General features: G+C 44.0%; 16 protein-coding genes. 15 read left to right on the top strand and 1 reads right to left on the bottom strand.

The window, feature by feature from the left end; genetic code table 11:
* Positions 1-124 precede the first annotated feature (124 nt).
* From FYJ75_RS12800 to FYJ75_RS12755, 10 genes are all read left to right on the top strand, one after another.
* The gene (locus FYJ75_RS12800) at positions 125-931 is read left to right on the top strand and encodes a MerR family transcriptional regulator (RefSeq protein WP_154430817.1); all 807 of its coding nucleotides are present in this window, start codon (positions 125-127) and stop codon (positions 929-931) included.
* An 88-nt stretch (positions 932-1,019) separates the two neighbouring features.
* Complete coding sequence (locus FYJ75_RS12795) at positions 1,020-2,543, top strand: methyl-accepting chemotaxis protein (RefSeq protein WP_195839029.1); 1,524 nt, start codon at positions 1,020-1,022, stop codon at positions 2,541-2,543.
* Positions 2,544-2,633: 90 nt separating this feature from the next.
* Positions 2,634-4,127, top strand: a complete 1,494-nt coding sequence (locus FYJ75_RS12790; protein ID WP_154430815.1) for a methyl-accepting chemotaxis protein — start codon at positions 2,634-2,636, stop codon at positions 4,125-4,127.
* Positions 4,128-4,694: 567 nt separating this feature from the next.
* Positions 4,695-5,165, top strand: a complete 471-nt coding sequence (locus FYJ75_RS12785; RefSeq protein ID WP_154430814.1) for a flavodoxin — start codon at positions 4,695-4,697, stop codon at positions 5,163-5,165.
* A gap of 22 nt (positions 5,166-5,187) precedes the next feature.
* Positions 5,188-6,939 (top strand): 1-deoxy-D-xylulose-5-phosphate synthase, encoded by a 1,752-nt coding sequence (locus FYJ75_RS12780; protein WP_154430813.1) that lies wholly within the window; start codon positions 5,188-5,190, stop codon positions 6,937-6,939.
* A gap of 34 nt (positions 6,940-6,973) precedes the next feature.
* Complete coding sequence (locus tag FYJ75_RS12775) at positions 6,974-7,414, top strand: SAM-dependent methyltransferase (RefSeq protein ID WP_154430812.1); 441 nt, start codon at positions 6,974-6,976, stop codon at positions 7,412-7,414.
* 80 nt (positions 7,415-7,494) lie between these two features.
* Positions 7,495-8,043 (top strand): stage V sporulation protein T, encoded by a 549-nt coding sequence (spoVT, locus tag FYJ75_RS12770; protein WP_154430811.1) that lies wholly within the window; start codon positions 7,495-7,497, stop codon positions 8,041-8,043.
* 103 nt (positions 8,044-8,146) lie between these two features.
* On the top strand, positions 8,147-10,522 hold the full coding sequence (locus FYJ75_RS12765; protein WP_154430810.1) for a transglycosylase domain-containing protein: 2,376 nt from the start codon (positions 8,147-8,149) through the stop codon (positions 10,520-10,522).
* A 73-nt stretch (positions 10,523-10,595) separates the two neighbouring features.
* On the top strand, positions 10,596-11,396 hold the full coding sequence (locus tag FYJ75_RS12760) for a hypothetical protein (RefSeq protein ID WP_154430809.1): 801 nt from the start codon (positions 10,596-10,598) through the stop codon (positions 11,394-11,396).
* A 97-nt stretch (positions 11,397-11,493) separates the two neighbouring features.
* Positions 11,494-12,429: an ROK family glucokinase gene (locus FYJ75_RS12755; protein ID WP_154430808.1), complete on the top strand. Its 936-nt coding sequence runs from the start codon at positions 11,494-11,496 to the stop codon at positions 12,427-12,429.
* A 79-nt stretch (positions 12,430-12,508) separates the two neighbouring features.
* Here FYJ75_RS12755 and FYJ75_RS12750 read toward each other — a convergent pair whose 3' ends face one another.
* On the bottom strand, positions 12,509-13,177 hold the full coding sequence (locus tag FYJ75_RS12750; RefSeq protein WP_154430807.1) for an energy-coupled thiamine transporter ThiT: 669 nt from the start codon (positions 13,175-13,177) through the stop codon (positions 12,509-12,511).
* A gap of 213 nt (positions 13,178-13,390) precedes the next feature.
* On the opposite strand from FYJ75_RS12750, the gene acpP reads away from it, so the two are divergent.
* Genes acpP through fabF form a run of 5 tightly spaced genes read left to right on the top strand, consistent with a single transcriptional unit; the run spans position 13,391 to position 17,493 of the window.
* Positions 13,391-13,624, top strand: a complete 234-nt coding sequence (gene acpP, locus FYJ75_RS12745; protein ID WP_154430806.1) for an acyl carrier protein — start codon at positions 13,391-13,393, stop codon at positions 13,622-13,624.
* Positions 13,624-14,565 (top strand): enoyl-[acyl-carrier-protein] reductase FabK, encoded by a 942-nt coding sequence (gene fabK, locus FYJ75_RS12740; protein WP_154430805.1) that lies wholly within the window; start codon positions 13,624-13,626, stop codon positions 14,563-14,565. Before acpP ends, fabK begins: the two co-directional genes overlap by 1 nt.
* 27 nt (positions 14,566-14,592) lie before the next feature.
* Complete coding sequence (gene fabD, locus FYJ75_RS12735) at positions 14,593-15,519, top strand: ACP S-malonyltransferase (RefSeq protein ID WP_154430804.1); 927 nt, start codon at positions 14,593-14,595, stop codon at positions 15,517-15,519.
* Positions 15,506-16,246, top strand: a complete 741-nt coding sequence (gene fabG, locus FYJ75_RS12730) for a 3-oxoacyl-[acyl-carrier-protein] reductase (protein ID WP_154430803.1) — start codon at positions 15,506-15,508, stop codon at positions 16,244-16,246. Before fabD ends, fabG begins: the two co-directional genes overlap by 14 nt.
* An 11-nt stretch (positions 16,247-16,257) precedes the next feature.
* Positions 16,258-17,493 (top strand): beta-ketoacyl-ACP synthase II, encoded by a 1,236-nt coding sequence (fabF, locus tag FYJ75_RS12725; RefSeq protein ID WP_154430802.1) that lies wholly within the window; start codon positions 16,258-16,260, stop codon positions 17,491-17,493.
* Position 17,494: the final 1 nt, after the last annotated feature.

The following is a 17,494-nucleotide window of genomic DNA, read 5'->3' as shown; positions in this document are numbered from 1 at the left end:
TGTTCTGTAGTGTGTCAGTCTTATAGGTAAATAATATCAGAAGGAATATAAATTAGAAAAGCGGAAGTTAGCCAAAGTGTTTCATGACGCATTGGTGCCTTTCGCAGAAAGGCGGATTATAATTATGGAGATAAAGACACGATATACCATTCATGATGTGGCTGCTTTGCTTGGAATTTCGCCGGATGCGATTCGGTTATATGAAAAAGAAGGGCTGGTGTTTCCGCTGCGCGACCCGAACAATGGATACCGCTATTATGAATTTGCACAGATCCACAGAATACTGGGAATTTCCCTTTACCGCCAGCTGGGCGTTGGAATTGCAGAGATCCGCGAACTTTTAAGCGGTCGTTCTTTTGATGAGCTCTGTGATCATTTTGACAGTATGATCGAACTCAATGAGAGAAAGATCGAACAGCTGCAGCAGCAGACAGAGAAAATGCGTTTTATGAAAACCCATCTGGAAAATCTGAATAAAGGATATGAAACGTACAGCATACGGCAGCTGCCGGATGCGTATGTCGTATATCATCAGGAACATGCATTGCTTCTGTATAAAGAGATTAAGACACTTTTCCAGTCACCGGTTTTTTCCTTTGGGAACTTTTGTTATCATTTGCAGAAGGAAGAAAATGAAAAGTACCAGAGCCAGACACTTGAGTTCATCATACAGAAAAAGATGCTGGAGCTGTCTCCGTGGAAGAATGCTGCTGAGTCATTTCCGGCTCAGAAAGGAAGCAGATGCCTGTATACCGTGAAAACGTCACCCGGGCATGCAGCATGGGATCTGAGTGATATGGAACAGTATGCAAAGGAGAACGGACTCAGATGCGAAAAATATGCGTATGCCTTCTTTGTATACAGTATGCTGCAAGAAGAAACGATACAGGACTATTACGAAATATATATTCCTTTAGTCGAATCGTACTAAAAAATAGTTGTTTCTGCTTGACCTTAGACCTGCTCCACCCCTTATGATAGCCTCATAGAAAATGAATTTAGAAACGGAGGCTGATATCATGGAATGCACAGAGTTAACTTTTGAGGAAAAAACATTAAAACGCGCCAATTATGCGCTTACAACGTCGATTACATTTGTGAGCATTTTGCTAATAGTGTTGTATTTAGGACAGATCGCACAGGGATTTGGAATCGTCAAATGTCTGTCTGTTGCAGCAATGATCGCAGTTCCGATGGCTATATCGAATGTATTATACCGGGTGAATCCGATTTCAGACCGGTTTAAAAATATTGCATTTGGCATTTTCCTGATCGCATTCGAGGCTGCGTGCCTCTCATCTACGATCTTTCTGTATAATATTTTTATTTATCCGGTACTGATCAGCATGATCATGTTCTTTGATCTGAAACTTGAGATCCGGTTTAGCGGGATCACACTTGTCCTGACAATCCTGAATGGTCTGTATTCTTTTTATGTATTGGGTTGTCAGTCACAGCAGCAGAAAAATCAGATCTTTATGGCATGTATGCTGGCATTCATTCTTGGAGTCGCAATCTGTATTGCCGCAAGAGCAGCAAAGATGCACAATGAAGAAGCGCTGGATGAGTTTGAGAAAAACCGCAGCAAACAGGAAAGCATGATGGATTCCATCGTAACGGTCGGACAGTCCGTCAATGAATCCACACAGTCGATCCATGCACTGGTTGAGGAACTGAACGAAGCCACCAATTCCGTAAATACTGCGATGTCAGATGTTGCAGCCAGCATGGAAAGCACTTCTTCAAGCATTCAGGAACAGGCAGAAGTTACGGGAAAGATCCAGGATATCATAAACGAGACAGTGGAAATGGCAGATGAGCTGGAGCAGATCTCGAAAAACACACGTGCGAGCGTGAAAACAGGGCAGAAGCTGGTCAGCGATATCGTAACGCAGACCGCACAGATCGAGCAGGAAAATACCATGGTAAAAGAAAATATGTCCGAACTTCATACACATACCAAAGATATGCAGAAGATCATCGGAATCATCCAGCAGATCTCCACACAGACCAATCTGCTTGCTTTAAATGCATCGATTGAAGCAGCACGTGCAGGAGATGCAGGAAAAGGATTTGCTGTCGTTGCGGAAGAGATCCGTGTTCTTTCTGAACAGACCAAACAGTCAACGGAGAATATTGAAGAGATCATTAACAAACTGGATCAGAATGCCACGGATACCATCACGTCCATGGATCATGTTATGGATAAGATTGGAGACCAGGTTGTTATGATCCATGATATCGAGGATGATTTTGCCGGTATCCGCAGTGGAATGTCAGATCTGAAAGAAAATTCCATACATATGAGTGACAACGTGCGAAAACTCAAAGAATCCAACACCACGCTGGTAGACAGCACAAACACACTTTCATCGACCAGTGAAGAAGTCAGTGCATCGGCAGAGGAGACGAATGCAATGTGTGCCGATAATGCAGAACGTTTTACCGTAATTAACGGGGTGTTAGAGAAGCTTACGGCGGAAACCTCACGTATGGATGGATTTATCAACGAATATCATGAAATGCATGCACAGGAGATGTAGAAATTTGTCATTTCGAAATAATGTGTTATAATGGTTTTGGAAAAACAAACCAAAATAATAATATAACATGATGGAATGGGGAGGATCGAAATGACAGAAAATCAGTATCTTCGGGCGAACAAACGGGTATTTACAGTAAGTGTAATCGTGTTTGCTTATATTGCACTTACTGTTCTGGCTGCACTGGCAGTCCATCAGGGAGCGCATGCAGGAAGGATGGCAGCGCAATGCATAACGGTCGTTGGTGTTATCATAGTATCGGTGATTGCATACATTACAAAGAAAAAAACATACACGTGTGCGGTGGTTCTGGTAACCGCAATGACGGGTGGTTATGCAGTTGTATCACTGCTTAATTCAACAGAAGGAACCTGGGCATATGCACTGCCGCTGGTTATTGCAGCTATGGTATATCTGAATGAACGCATGATGATGGTGGTGAATGGAGTTGTCCTGATTGCTAATATTGTACGTTTATGCATCCATTTTGATCCACAGGCGCAGGATATACTTACGAATAACGTACTTGCCATTTTTGTGTTATTGCTTGTGTCCTATGCATCAATCAGTATTACACGCCTTCTGATCCGGTTTTTCGATGAGAATCTCTCCGTGATCGAGGATGCGGCAGACCAGCAGAAAGACAGCAATGACAAGATGATTCTGGTGGCAGACAATATCAAAAAGCATTTTGGACAGGCAATGGGGATGCTGGATGACCTGGAAAACAGCATTGATGTAAGCCATAATTCGATTGCGGATATTGCAAACAGCACAGAAAGCACTGCAGAAGCAATTCAGAAACAGGCAATGATGTGCTCAGAGATCCAGAGCCATACAGACACTGCAGAAAAAGAGATCCATGCAATGATCGAAGCATCACATCGCACGGATGATACCGTAAAAGAGAGTACACAGGTAGTAGAGGAATTAAAAGCACAGGCACAGAGCGTAGAGGAATCCAGCAATATTATTGTAGAAGTGATTTCAAGTCTGACAGATAAGGTAAATGAGGTTCAGAACTTTATCGGTTCGATCATTAGTATTTCAGACCAGACCAATCTTCTTGCACTGAATGCATCGATTGAAGCTGCAAGAGCAGGAGAGGCGGGAAAAGGATTTGCAGTTGTTGCAGAGGAAATCCGACAGCTTTCTGAACAGACACAGGAGGCATCATCCAATATTACGGAGATTATCAGTAAACTGAACAGTGACACAAAGAAGGCGAATGAGAGTATTCAGGAGTCTGTTGAGTCGGTACAGAAACAGAATGAGCTGATCGACAATACAAAAGATAAATTTGAGGATGTTGGTAAGACCGTAGAGAATCTGATGGACAATATTACGCTTGCAGAACAGAGTATCCAGAAGATACTGGATTCTACATCGGTTATTGCAGATAATATTACGCATCTTTCCGCTACAGGCGAAGAAGTTGCAGCTTCCTCTACAGAAGGACTGCGTATGGCAGACCAGACTGTGGACAGCATGAAGAACTGCAGGGAGATCCTGAATAAGATTTATATGCTGGCTCAGGATCTGCGTGATTCGGTTGGGTCGGATGACGAGAGCAGCAGTCGCTGAATATAAATTCTCCGTATAGCAAAGGAAAAGATTGATTACACCCAAAAACTATACAGATTTTCTACAGAAAACAAAAGATTCTCCGTATAGCAGAGAAAATTATCGATTACACCGCCAAATATCAGAAAACAGGCGGTGTAATCAATTAAAAAATGGAGAATACAGAGAATATGTTGGTTAGCGTGCAGATAATAGCGTAGACAATAGGTGTAAATAAAAGAAAGTTTACTATTACGGAGAAAGGCGATACATATTACAACTTGAATATTTCTAACGAAAAAGTAGAGAATCACTTGACGGGGACATGGTAAATAAATTATACTGTGGAAGATTCACCAACAGATAGATTATTAGAAATTTCTACTTTTTTAGATGAGACATCCAGCCCATGCCTTCAAAGCATCATAGACAATACAATATAGGCATTAGTCATACTAAAACAAAGAATTTATAATAAATGCGTGAGATATTTTGATTTTATCTCGCGCATTTTTACGTGTTGTTCCTTTGGGCACACGATCAGAAAACACAGCAGATTTTTGAGTGATCAGACAGGAGGAATTTCAGATGAGCAAGAAATTAGTAGCATATTTTAGCGCAAGCGGAACAACTGAGAGGGTAGCACAGATGATCGCAGATGCAGCAGGAGCAGATCTGTATGAGATCACACCAAAGGTACGTTATACAAAGGCAGACTTAAACTGGATGGACAAGAAAGCCAGAAGCACTGTTGAAATGAATGACAAGAGCTTCCGGCCGGAAATGACAGACGATGATGCACATGTGGAAAATTATGATGAGATCATTCTGGGATTCCCGATCTGGTGGTATGTTGCACCGACAATTGTAAATACTTTTCTGGAGAAATATGATTTTTCCGGTAAAAAGATCGTTCTGTTTGCAACATCAGGCGGAAGCGGATTCGGCAATACCGTCAAAGAGTTACAGCCGTCTGCACCGAATGCTGAAATTTGTGAAGGAAAACTCTTAAACAGAGCAGGCAGACAGGAAATTGAGGACTGGGTAAAAACATTATAGGATACAGGGAGGATTTTTATCGATGTATATAGAGAACATAAATGGACCAGAGGATGTGAAAAAGCTTACGATCGATCAGCTTCCAACACTTGCGGAAGAGATCCGTCATGCGCTTTTACTGAGAGCAAGCCGCCATATGGGACATTTTGGACCAAACTTTGGTATGGTGGAGGCAACAATTGCACTTCACTATGTATTTGATTCGCCGAAGGACAAGATCGTGTATGACGTATCGCATCAGAGCTATCCGCATAAAATGCTCACAGGCAGAAAAGATGCATTTCTTTATGAGGAACATTATGACGATGTATCTGGATACAGCAATCCGCACGAAAGTGAACACGATTTCTTTACAGTTGGCCATACTTCCACGTCGATCAGCCTTGCATGCGGTCTTGCCAAAGGACGTGATTTAAAGGGCGAAAAAGGCAATGTCATTGCAGTGATTGGAGATGGATCATTGAGTGGTGGAGAAGCACTGGAAGGTCTGGATTTTGCATCGGAGCTTCAGAGTAACCTCATTATCCTGGTGAACGATAATGACATGTCGATCGCTGAGAATCATGGTGGATTATATGCAAACCTCAAGCTTTTACGGGAGACGAATGGAACTGCAGACTGCAATCTGTTCAAGGCGATGAACCTTGGATATGTGTACGTCAATGAGGGCAACAATGTGTCTGCGTTGATCGAGGCATTCCAGAAAGTCAAAGATACAACGAAACCGGTTGTTGTGCATATCAACACATTAAAAGGAAAAGGATATGCGCCTGCGGAACAAAATAAAGAGGAGTGGCACTATCATGCTCCGTTTGATATCAAAACAGGACAGTCACTTGTCACATCTGATGCACCGGATTATTCTTCGGTAACCTGTGAGTATCTTCTGGATAAAATGAAAAAAGATCCTAAGGTCGTTGCAATTACAGCTGGAACACCTACGGTTATGGGATTTACAAAGGATAAACGTGATCTGGCAGGAAGTCAGTTTGTCGATGTCGGAATCGCAGAGGAAACAGCAGCAGCGCTCGCATCCGGAATTGCTGCAAATGGTGGAAAACCGGTATTTGGTGTATATTCCACATTTGTTCAGAGAACGTTCGACCAGGTTTCACAGGACATCTGCATCAACAACAGCCCGGCAACAATCGTAACATTCCAGGGATCTGTGTATGGCATGAACGACGTCACACATCTGGGATTCCAGGACATTCCGATGCTTTCTAATATTCCGAATCTTGTATATCTCGCACCGACAACAAAAGAGGAATATCTTTCCATGCTGGATTGGAGTATCGAGCAGAATGAACATCCGGTTGCAATCAAACTTCCGGGAAAAGAAATGATCTCCGACGGAAAAACGATTACAAATGACTGGAGCAGATTAAACACTTATGAAGTGACCGAAAAAGGAAGCAAAGTGGCAATCCTTGGACTTGGGACATTTTACGGTCTGGGAGAGGAAGTCTGCGAAAAGCTGAAAGAAGCAGGTGTCAATGCGACACTGATCAATCCTCATTACATTAGCGGACTGGATGAGACACTTCTGCAATCGCTGAAAGAGGAGCATTCTGTTGTTGTAACACTGGAAGACGGCATTTTAGACGGTGGATTTGGCGAAAAAATTGCCCGTTTCTATGGCTCGGATGACGTTAAGGTGTTAAACTATGGTCTTAAGAAAGAATTCCTTGACCGTTATGACGTAGCTGCTGTTTTAAAAGCAAATCGTCTTACCAGAGAGCAGATTGCCGAGGATATTCAGAAATTACTTTAATCCGGTAATCCAAAACGAAAAGAACTGGGACAATATGCTGCGAATCCATACCTCAGGAAGGGATGATTCGCATGCAGACCAGTATCGGTATCCATATGAGCCGACACCGTATTGTGTGCTGGAGCGTCTTGCCAATTCGGGATGGATCCGAAAGGGAAACACACTTCTGGATTATGGCTGTGGAAAAGGAAGAGTCGACTTTTTCCTGTCGTATATAGTACCGGAGGAAGTGGACCGGATCTATTTTTTCAATCCATTTTCCATAGAGATTCTGCAAAAAGTAATTGCACGCGTGGCGGCTTCGTATTATGAGAGCCAAAGAGAAATACAGCTTTATTTTTATTATCCATCGGATGAATATATGACATATCTGATGACAGTCGATGAACTTGTGTTTTTTGACGAGATCGACTGCCGCGACCTTTTCCCGGGAGAAAATCAAAGGGAGCGGATCGTTGTTTTTTCATTTGGATGATCCAAGAATATTTCCCGCAGTTTTCCACATACTAACTCCAGAGTTGATAGATAGCAAAATAAAGCATTGGAGGAAAATTTATGAAAGCCACAGGTATTGTGAGAAGAATAGATGATCTGGGACGAATCGTAATACCAAAGGAGATCCGCAGAACGCTGAGAATACGGGAAGGAGACCCTCTTGAGATATTTACGAACCGGGAGGGAGAGATCATGTTGAAAAAATATTCTCCGATTGGAGAACTGGGAGAGTTTGCAGCCAGCTATGCAGAGAGTCTGTCACTTACGACGGGACATTTGATCTGCATTACGGATAGAGATTATGTCATCGCGGCAGCAGGTGCAAAAAAGCGTGATTATGAAGGCAAGCCGCTTAGCAGCGAATTGGAGAATCTGATCGAACAGAGAGGTAACGTTCAGGCACAGGCCGAGGATGGTGCATATATTAAGATCACACTGGATGACAAAGGCGAATTTCCATATGAAGCAATTGCAACGATCATCTGCAATGGAGACAGTATAGGAGCAGTTGTCATTTATGGCAAAGATGAAAAAAAATTTCATGGGGAAGTAGAAAAACAGCTTGCGGTAACAGCCGCACATTTTCTGGGAAAACAGATGGAACAATAAAAAGCAGGTATAATGAGGGAACTGGTATAGTCGGTTCCCTCATTGCATATTTTGCCTAAAAAGTATAAAATACCATCATAATGATATATATAAGGAGATTCATATGGCTAAGAAAAAGAAGAGAAAAAAACAGCATCGTTTTTTCTGGTTTATGGTGAAATTACAGATTGTATTGATGCTTCTCGTTCTTGGTGGGCTTGGATATTATTATTTTGGTGGTTATGCAGTAGAAGTGCAGGAACTGAAAAAAGAAGCAGTCCAGCTGGTAAGTCAGTCGGATGACGAGACTTTTATACCTGCGAAGACATGCTCGATTTATGATGTAAACGGCAATCTGATTTCCGAGACAAACGGGGATAAGGATGCTGTTTATGTGAAATACGAGGATATTCCCGCAGATTTTGTGACGGCGATGATCAGTATCGAGGATAAGAAGTTTTATCAGCACAATGGTGTGGACTACAAAGCGATACTGCGAGCGGTAAAGGCGGCTCTGGAGAAGGGCGAGGCGAGCCAGGGAGGAAGTACGATCACCATGCAGCTTGCCAAGCTGGTGTATCTGGACAGCAGCAAGACCTGGGAGCGTAAGGTCGAACAGATTTTTGCCGCAATGGAGCTGGAAAAGCGGTACAGCAAGAATAAGATCATGGAATTTTACCTGAATAATATCTATTTTGCAAATGGATATTATGGAATTGAGGCCGCATGTAAAGGATATTTTAACTGTGAATTATCGGATCTGGATCTGTCACAGATTGCCTTTTTATGTGCGATACCGAACAGTCCGACATACTATGATCCGGTTGCGAATATTGAGCACACATTAAAGCGGAGAAATCTGATCTTAAAGAACATGTATGAGGATGGAAAAATCTCCGAGAGTGCTTATAACAGTGCAATTTCGGAGCAGATTGCGCTCAACCGTCCACAGGAGACGGAAGAGCAGCGGAATAACTATGTGGATACCTATACATATTATTGTGCGACCAGGGCGCTCATGCAGAATGAAGGATTTGAGTTCCAGTATTATTTTGATAATGATGATGCGGAAAAAACGTACGATGATCTCTATGACGAGATGTATGCAGAATGCCAGAAAAAGATCTACAGCGGCGGTTATAAGATTTATACGTCCATCGATCTGGAGAAACAGGCTGATCTGCAGTCGGCGGTAGACAGCACGCTGGCATCCTTTACAGAGACCGGGGATGATGGAATCTATACGCTTCAGGGATCGGCAGTATGTATTGATAATGATACCGGACTGGTTGCTGCAATCGTCGGAGGAAGATCACAGGATTTCACGACATATACGTTAAACCGTGCATATCAGAGTTTCCGACAGCCAGGAAGCTGTATCAAGCCTGTGATTGACTATACACCGGCTTTTGAACGCGGTTACACACCGGATTCCATTGTAAAAGATGAGCCGATTGAAAATGGACCGCAGAATGCAAGCAAGACATATCAGGGGGATGTTACGATCCGCTACGCGGTAGAACAGTCACTGAATACGGTTGCATGGAAATTATACGAAGAGATTACGCCGGAAGCAGGTCTGCAGTATCTGAAAAATATGAATTTCAGTCAGATCAAACCGGCAGATAATACACCGGCAACATCTATTGGTGGATTTACGATCGGTATGTCGACACTTGAGATGGCATCCGCATATGCGACGATTGAGAATGATGGTGTATACCGTGAACCGACCTGTGTGAAGTCTATTTCGGATTCTACAGATCAGGTCGTATATACACTGGAACCGAAAGAGACTGTAATCTATAAGGAAACAGCAGCGCGTATGATGACAGATGTACTGAAATCCGTTATGACCAATGGTCTTGGACGGAAAATGCAGCTTACCAACATGATCAGTGCAGGTAAGACAGGAACAACCAATGACAACAAGGATGGATGGTTCTGCGGATATACCCGTTACTATACGACAGCCGTGTGGGTTGGTTATGATATTCCACAGGAAGTTCCCGGACTTGCAGGAGGATCCTATCCTGGTCAGATCTGGCAGACTTATATGAACCAGATCCATGAGGGAAAAACATCCCTGGATTTTCTGCCATATGCACAGCTGTCGGATGAGTTTAAATCGCAGAACTCGGATCAGGGCAGTGATGATGGAAACGCAGATCAGCCGGCCGATGGTCAGGATCAGGGCGCAGGCGATGCAGCGCAGCAGGATCCAAACGCAGGTGCGGGTGATGCGGCACAGCAGGACCCGAATGCAGGAACCGGCGATCAGCAGAATCCGGATCAGAATGCAGGGCAGGATCCGAACGCGGGACAGGATCAGAATCAGAACACGGGAGCCGGCGATCAGCAGAGTCAGAATCAGACAACGGATCAAAATCCGAATAATGGAAATGATAATCCACAGAGCAACGATCAGAATCAGAACGATGGCAATCAGCAGAATCAGAATGCAGGGCAGGATCAGGGAAATGCAACCCCACAGAACTAGAAATTAAATACAGGAGCTGGAATTCAGCAGGATTTATGTAACTTTTCAAATTTATTTCAAGGAGGAAATAAAGATGAATCTATTCATAAACAACAATCAGGGAGGAACAGCTGCCGGGATCGCAGGTGCATCCATAACGACCGGAAACACTGTAATTTCGCAAAGCGGAACAATTGGGACAGGGAAGTCACGCAGCAAAAAGTCGTTAAAATATAATTCTAAAGAGATCTCAGCACAGATCCTCCGTGCCACAAAATCAAGGACCGCAGCGACAGTGCTTACAAAAGCCAAGAATACGGTCAGCAGTCTGAAGCGCTGTCTTGGAACCGGGGAATATAACGACAGTGAAGTGGAAGCAGCACTCGCGCATGCCAAAAGAATGGTGAAATGCGCACAGTCGAAAGTAAACCATCTTCGCGAAGAAGAAAATCTGCAACGCAAATATGAACGCCAGAAGGCATCCAAAGAGCGCCAGCAGAAGTCGGAGATCAAACGCCGTGTTCATCAGAAAGAACAGGATCTTGAGCAGAAAATGGCGATGGAAGAGCTGGAACAGGCACGCAGACAGAAGTCGGATAAACAGGAGATCGTGCGCAAAAAACGGATACATCGCAGTGATGAGCTTGGAAAGATCAATGAGGCAGATATGAAATATCTGCAGAGCACCATAGACAATCAGCGAAGTACAGGTCTGACAGAGAATACTTCTGCCATTGTGGAATTGTCTGATGCCGGAATCCGGATGAGTGAGCTGCAGCAGGCACAGAGCGCTGTAGAGGCTGAAACAGAGCTGGAGACAGAAACTCCGGATATGGCAGCAGATGCAGGAGCAGCTAATGCACCGGATATGGGCGGTACTTCTGGAATTATGTAGAAAAAATAACGTATAAAGTGTAGGAAAATAGGGTGGAAACGCTATTTGGACTATGGTATACTAACTGTTAGTTTTTAAAAGATCAGGAGGAGAATTGATGAAAAAATACGGATTTGGTGTGGATATTGGTGGAACCACATGTAAGATTGGATTCTTTGAGACAAGCGGAAAGCTGCTTGATAAATGGGAGATACATACAAATACAGAGAATAATGGAGCTTCCATTCTGAATGATGTTGCAGAATCAATTGCACAGAAGCTTGAAAAAGAGGGTATTTCCAAAGACGACGTACAGGGTATCGGTGTCGGTGTTCCGGGACCGGTAAAGGCAAACGGTGTTGTAAACCGCTGCGTAAACCTTGGATGGGATGTATTTAACGTTGCAGACAGCCTTACCACGAAAACAGGACTTCCAGTCAAAGCAGGAAATGACGCTAACGTTGCAGCTCTTGGAGAGATGTGGCAGGGCGGTGGCAAAGGCCATAAAGACGTTGTTATGGTTACACTCGGAACCGGAGTCGGCGGTGGAATCATCGTGGACGGTAAGATGATCTCCGGAGCAGCTGGAGCTGGTGGAGAGATCGGACATATCAGTGTGAATGACGAGGAACCGGAAGTCTGCGGATGTGGAAAACACGGATGTCTGGAGCAGTATGCATCTGCAACCGGAATCGTTCGTCTCGTAAACAGAAAGCTTGCAGCAACCGACGAGGAAAGTGCACTCAGAGGATTGAAGAAGGTTACGGCAAAAGACGTATTTGACGAAGCAAAAGCCGGAGACAAGCTTGCAATCGAAATCGTAGAAGAAGTCGGTGCAATTCTTGGTAAAGCACTTGCAAATGTATGCTGTGTCGTTGATCCTGAGATCATCGTCATCGGTGGCGGCGTATCCAAAGCAGGAAGAATCCTGATTGATGTCGTTCGCAAGAACTTTGTTGTACATGCATTCCATGCATGCCAGAATACAGAGTTTGCACTTGCAACACTTGGAAATGATGCAGGAATGTATGGCTGCATGAATATGATCCTGTAATCAAATTGATACATACGAAAAGGGCGTGTGAAAAACCTTGGTTTTTCACACGCCCTTTTGCGTTGTGTTTTTCAATCACTTACTCGGCAAGTGTTTTTACATAGGCAAGTGCTTTGTGTACTGGCGGGATCGCAATCACGATCAGTGTCAGTGCCGCCTCAGCACCAAGGTATGCACCGTTATAAGCCAGTGAGTATACGATTGCGTTCGGGAAAGTATCCGGAGCGTAAGCACCGAAGAAGATCCATCCGGACAGGAATGCGAAGAAATATCTTCCGAGTACGCCGGCAATGTAACCTTTGACCAGACCGTATTTGGAATTGGTAAAGATTCCGGATAATCCAAGTGCACCAAAAGCGAAGATGTAATCAACGAGCATCTGAGGAACGCTTAAGATGTATGGATCAATGATCAGCTGAAGAAATCCATAAGCGATCGCTGTGGTAAGACCAGCACCGAGACCATACCAGTAACCGATCAGAACGATGAACAGCATGCTGAATAAAGTAACCGAACCACCCATAGGCATGTGGAAGATCTTTAACATGGAAGTAACAACAGCCAGGGCAATTGCCATAGCCGAGAATGCCAGCTGTTTGGCATCAAACTTCTTCTTTTTTCCAAAGAGAGCACATCCGAGTAACAGGATTGCAATCATAAGAATAACAAGAGCGGTAAAGCCTGCCATTGTTGGCTGATACGTGATGTCGCCGTATTCATCAGCGACTGCATTTACAAAAAATGACATAAGAAACTCCTCCTTTTTATACGCTCTTTAGAATAATCTTTTTTCCATATTTCGTCAACTCATAACAGATTTCGACTGCTTTTGTAGATAAGAAATTTAAAAATATATTGACATTTTTTCTTAAGACAAATATACTTTGAGAAGCAAATAGTTTGATAATCAAATTATTGCATAGGCAAAATAAAAGGAAAGAATTATAAGGAGAATACGACTATGTTAGAAAAAATGAAAGAAATGATCGCAGACCAGCTTGGAGTTGACGCAGCAACCATCAAACCGGAGACAAACTTTAAAGATGACCTTGGAGCAGACTCTCTGGATTTATTTGAACTGATCATGTCTATGGAAGAGGAATTCGGGGTTGAGATTCCTACAGAAGATCTTGAGAAAATGGCAACTGTAAATGACGTTATGGAATATCTGAAAAACAAGGGTGTTGAAGCATAATGAAAACAAGAATATGTGATCTTCTCGGAATCGAATATCCAATCATTCAGGGAGGAATGGCATGGGTGGCAACGTATGAGCTTGCTACCGCAGTTTCAGAAGCCGGTGGACTTGGAATTATCGGCGCCGGTGGTGCTCCGGCATCATGGATCCGTGAACAGATCAAACAGGCAAAGAAAGCAACCGACAAGCCATTTGGTGTCAACCTTATGCTGATGAATCCGGAAGCGGATCAGATTGCACAGATCATTGCAGAGGAAAAAGTAAAGGTTGTAACAACCGGAGCAGGTAATCCTGGAAAATACGTCCAGATGTGGAAAGAGGCCGGAGTAAAAGTAATCCCGGTCGTTGCAAGCGTTGCACTTGCAAAACTGATGGAGCGTGGCGGCGTGGACGCAGTCATCGCAGAAGGTATGGAATCCGGCGGACATATTGGAAAAGCAACAACAATGACGCTTGTTCCACAGGTGGCAGATGCAGTGGAGATCCCGGTCATCGCAGCCGGTGGAATCGGTGATGGAAGAGGATTTGCCGCAGCTATGATGCTTGGCGCAGAGGCAGTTCAGATGGGAACAAGATTTGTGACTGCAAAAGAATGCACCGTACATGAGAATTACAAGCAGAAAATCATCAAAGCAAAAGATATAGATTCCGAAGTGACGGGAACAGCGAACGGACATCCGATCCGCGTTTTAAGAAACCAGATGACAAAGGCATACCTGAAAATGGAAAAAGAAGGGGCATCTTTGGAAGAACTGGAAAAGATGACACTCGGATCACTCCGCAAAGCTGTTGTGGAAGGTGATGTCACAAGCGGAAGCGTTATGGCAGGACAGATTTCCGGACTTATCAAAAAAGAAGAGACCTGCAAAGAGATCATTCTTGATGTTATGCAGGGCGCCAGACAGGCAATTAAGAATTCTTATGAGGAATGGAAATAAGCATTTGTATTAAGATGGAGGACTGAAATGGGTAAGACAGTATTTATGTTTCCAGGTCAGGGAGCACAGTATATTGGAATGGGAAAAGAATTTTATGATAAATTCCCGGAAGCAAAGGAAACATATGAACTTGCAGGCAAAGCTGCAGGACTTGATGTAGCAGCATTGTGTTTTGAGGAAAATGATAAGATCAACATTACAGAATATACACAGATTGCAATGCTGACAACAGAGGCAGCAATCTGGAAAGTGCTGACCAATGCAGGAGTAAAGGCAGATATGACGGCAGGACTCAGCCTTGGAGAGTATGGAGCCTTGATCGCATCCGGAACAATGAGCATGGATGATGCATTTGCAGTTGTCCGGAAAAGAGGACTTTATATGCAGGAGGCAGTTCCGGTCGGAGGAGCTATGTCAGCAGTGCTTGGACTGGATGCAGAGAAGATCGCAGAAGTTTGTGAGAAGACACAGCAGGAGACACAGAAAGTAGTTTCCATCGCAAATTATAACTGCCCGGGACAGATTGTAATCACCGGTCAGAAAGAGGCTGTGGAAATTGCCGGAACAAGACTTGCAGATGAAGGCGCAAGAAGAGTTGTACCGCTGAAGGTAAGCGGACCATTTCATTCGAAAATGCTGGAAGGTGCAGGCGCAAAACTTGGCGAAGCATTGGAACCGGTTACCATTCATCCGGCACAGATTCCATACATTACAAATGTTACAGCAGATTATGTGACAGATCCATCCCAGGTAAAAGATTATCTGATCCGTCAGGTATCTTCACCGGTTCGCTGGCAGCAGAGCGTTGAGCGTATGATCGCAGACGGCGCGGATACATTTATTGAGATCGGACCTGGAAAAACGCTGAGCGGATTTTTAAGAAAGATCAACCGTGAACTCAAAGCCGTAAGCATTGACAAGTTGGAGGATTTTGAAAATTATGTTAACCGATAAAATTGCACTTGTAACCGGAGCCGGAAGAGGAATCGGAAAAGCAATCGCTGCGGAACTGGCTGCAAATGGCGCATATGTCATTGTAAATTACAATGGATCCGTAAAGGCTGCGGAGGACACGGTGTCCGAGATTGTGGCAGCCGGTGGAAAAGCCGAGGCAATGCAGTGTGATGTCTCTGATTTTGAAGCATGTGGAGAAATGATAAAGGCGATCGTGGAAAAACATGGTCATGTGGACATTCTTGTGAACAATGCAGGAATTACCAGAGATGGTCTCCTTATGAAAATGAGTGAAGAAGATTTTGACCGCGTGCTGGATATCAATCTGAAAGGAACCTTTAACACGATCCGGCATTTATCCAGACAGATGTTAAAACAGCGTGCAGGTAAGATCATTAACCTGTCTTCCGTATCCGGAATTCTTGGAAATGCCGGTCAGGCAAACTATTCTGCGAGCAAAGCCGGAGTGATCGGACTTACGAAATCAGTGGCAAGAGAACTGGCAAGCCGTGGCATTAATGTGAATGCCGTTGCACCTGGATTTGTGACTACAGATATGACAGACGTTTTATCGGATCGGGCAAAAGAAGGAATACTTGCACAGATTCCGTTACAGCGGGCTGGAACCGTAAAGGATATTGCAAAAGCAGTGCTTTTTCTGGCATCAGAGGATTCAGACTATATTACCGGCCAGGTATTGTCTGTCGATGGCGGAATGGCAATTTAGGAGGAAATAGCATGAGTAGAAGAGTTGTAGTAACCGGTATGGGAGCAATCACCCCAATCGGATTAAGCGTAGAGGAATTCTGGAAGAGTGTTCATGAGCAGAAGATCGGCTTTGGTGAGATCACACATTTTGACGCATCAGAATATAAGGCACATCTTGCAGCCGAAGTAAAGGATTTTGACCCGAAGAACTATATGGAGTTCAAATCTGCAAAAAGAATGGAACTGTTCTGTCAGTATGCAGTAGCAGCTGCAAAGGAAGCAATCGAGGATTCCGGAATTGTAATGGAAAAGGAAGATCCGTATATGGTCGGATGTGCGATCGGATCCGGTGTTGGAAGTCTGCAGGCTGTGGAGCGCGAGTATAAAAAGCTTCTGGAAAAAGGACCATCACGTGTCAATCCGCTTCTTGTTCCGATGATGATCTCCAATATGGCCGCTGGCAATGTTTCCATTCATTTTGGATTAAAAGGAAAAAGCATCAACGACGTGACAGCATGTGCAACCGGAACGAATACCATCGGTGAAGCATTCCGTTCCATCCAGTATGGCGAGGCAGATGTGATGGTAGCCGGAGGAACTGAAGCTGCCATTACTCCGATCGGAATTGCAGGATTTACTTCATTGACTGCATTATCTACCGTAGATGATCCAACAAAATGTTCCCTTCCGTTTGACAAAAAAAGAAGCGGATTTGTCATGGGAGAAGGATCTGCAGTCGTAGTACTCGAAGAACTTGAGCATGCGAAAGCTCGCGGAGCTAAGATCTATGCAGAGGTTGTCGGATATGGATGCTCCGCAGACGCATATCATATCACATCTCCACAGGAAGATGGTGGCGGCGCTGCAAGAGCTATGACCAATGCAATTCAGGATGCAGGTGCAAAACCGGAAGACATCACATACATCAATGCACACGGAACCGGAACACACCACAATGACCTGTTCGAGACACGCGCTATCAAACTTGCGTTTGGAGATCAGGCATCCAAATTGAAGATCAATTCGACCAAATCTATGATCGGACATCTTCTTGGAGCAGCCGGAGCAATTGAATTCGTTACCTGTGTAAAAACAATCCAGGATGGTTATATTCATGCAACCGTTGGATATGAGACACCGGACGAGGAGATCGACCTTGATTATTGTAAGGAAGCATGCGAGATGCCGGTAGAATATGCACTGAGCAATTCTCTTGGATTTGGCGGACATAATGCAAGTATTCTGATCAGAAAGTACGAGGGATAAC

The sequence above is a fragment of the Roseburia porci genome, from assembly GCF_009695765.1.
GTDB classification, from domain to species: Bacteria; Bacillota; Clostridia; order Lachnospirales; family Lachnospiraceae; genus Roseburia; species Roseburia porci.
Note: the sequence above shows the minus strand (reverse complement) of the source record. Positions and strands in the feature narration are given on the sequence as shown.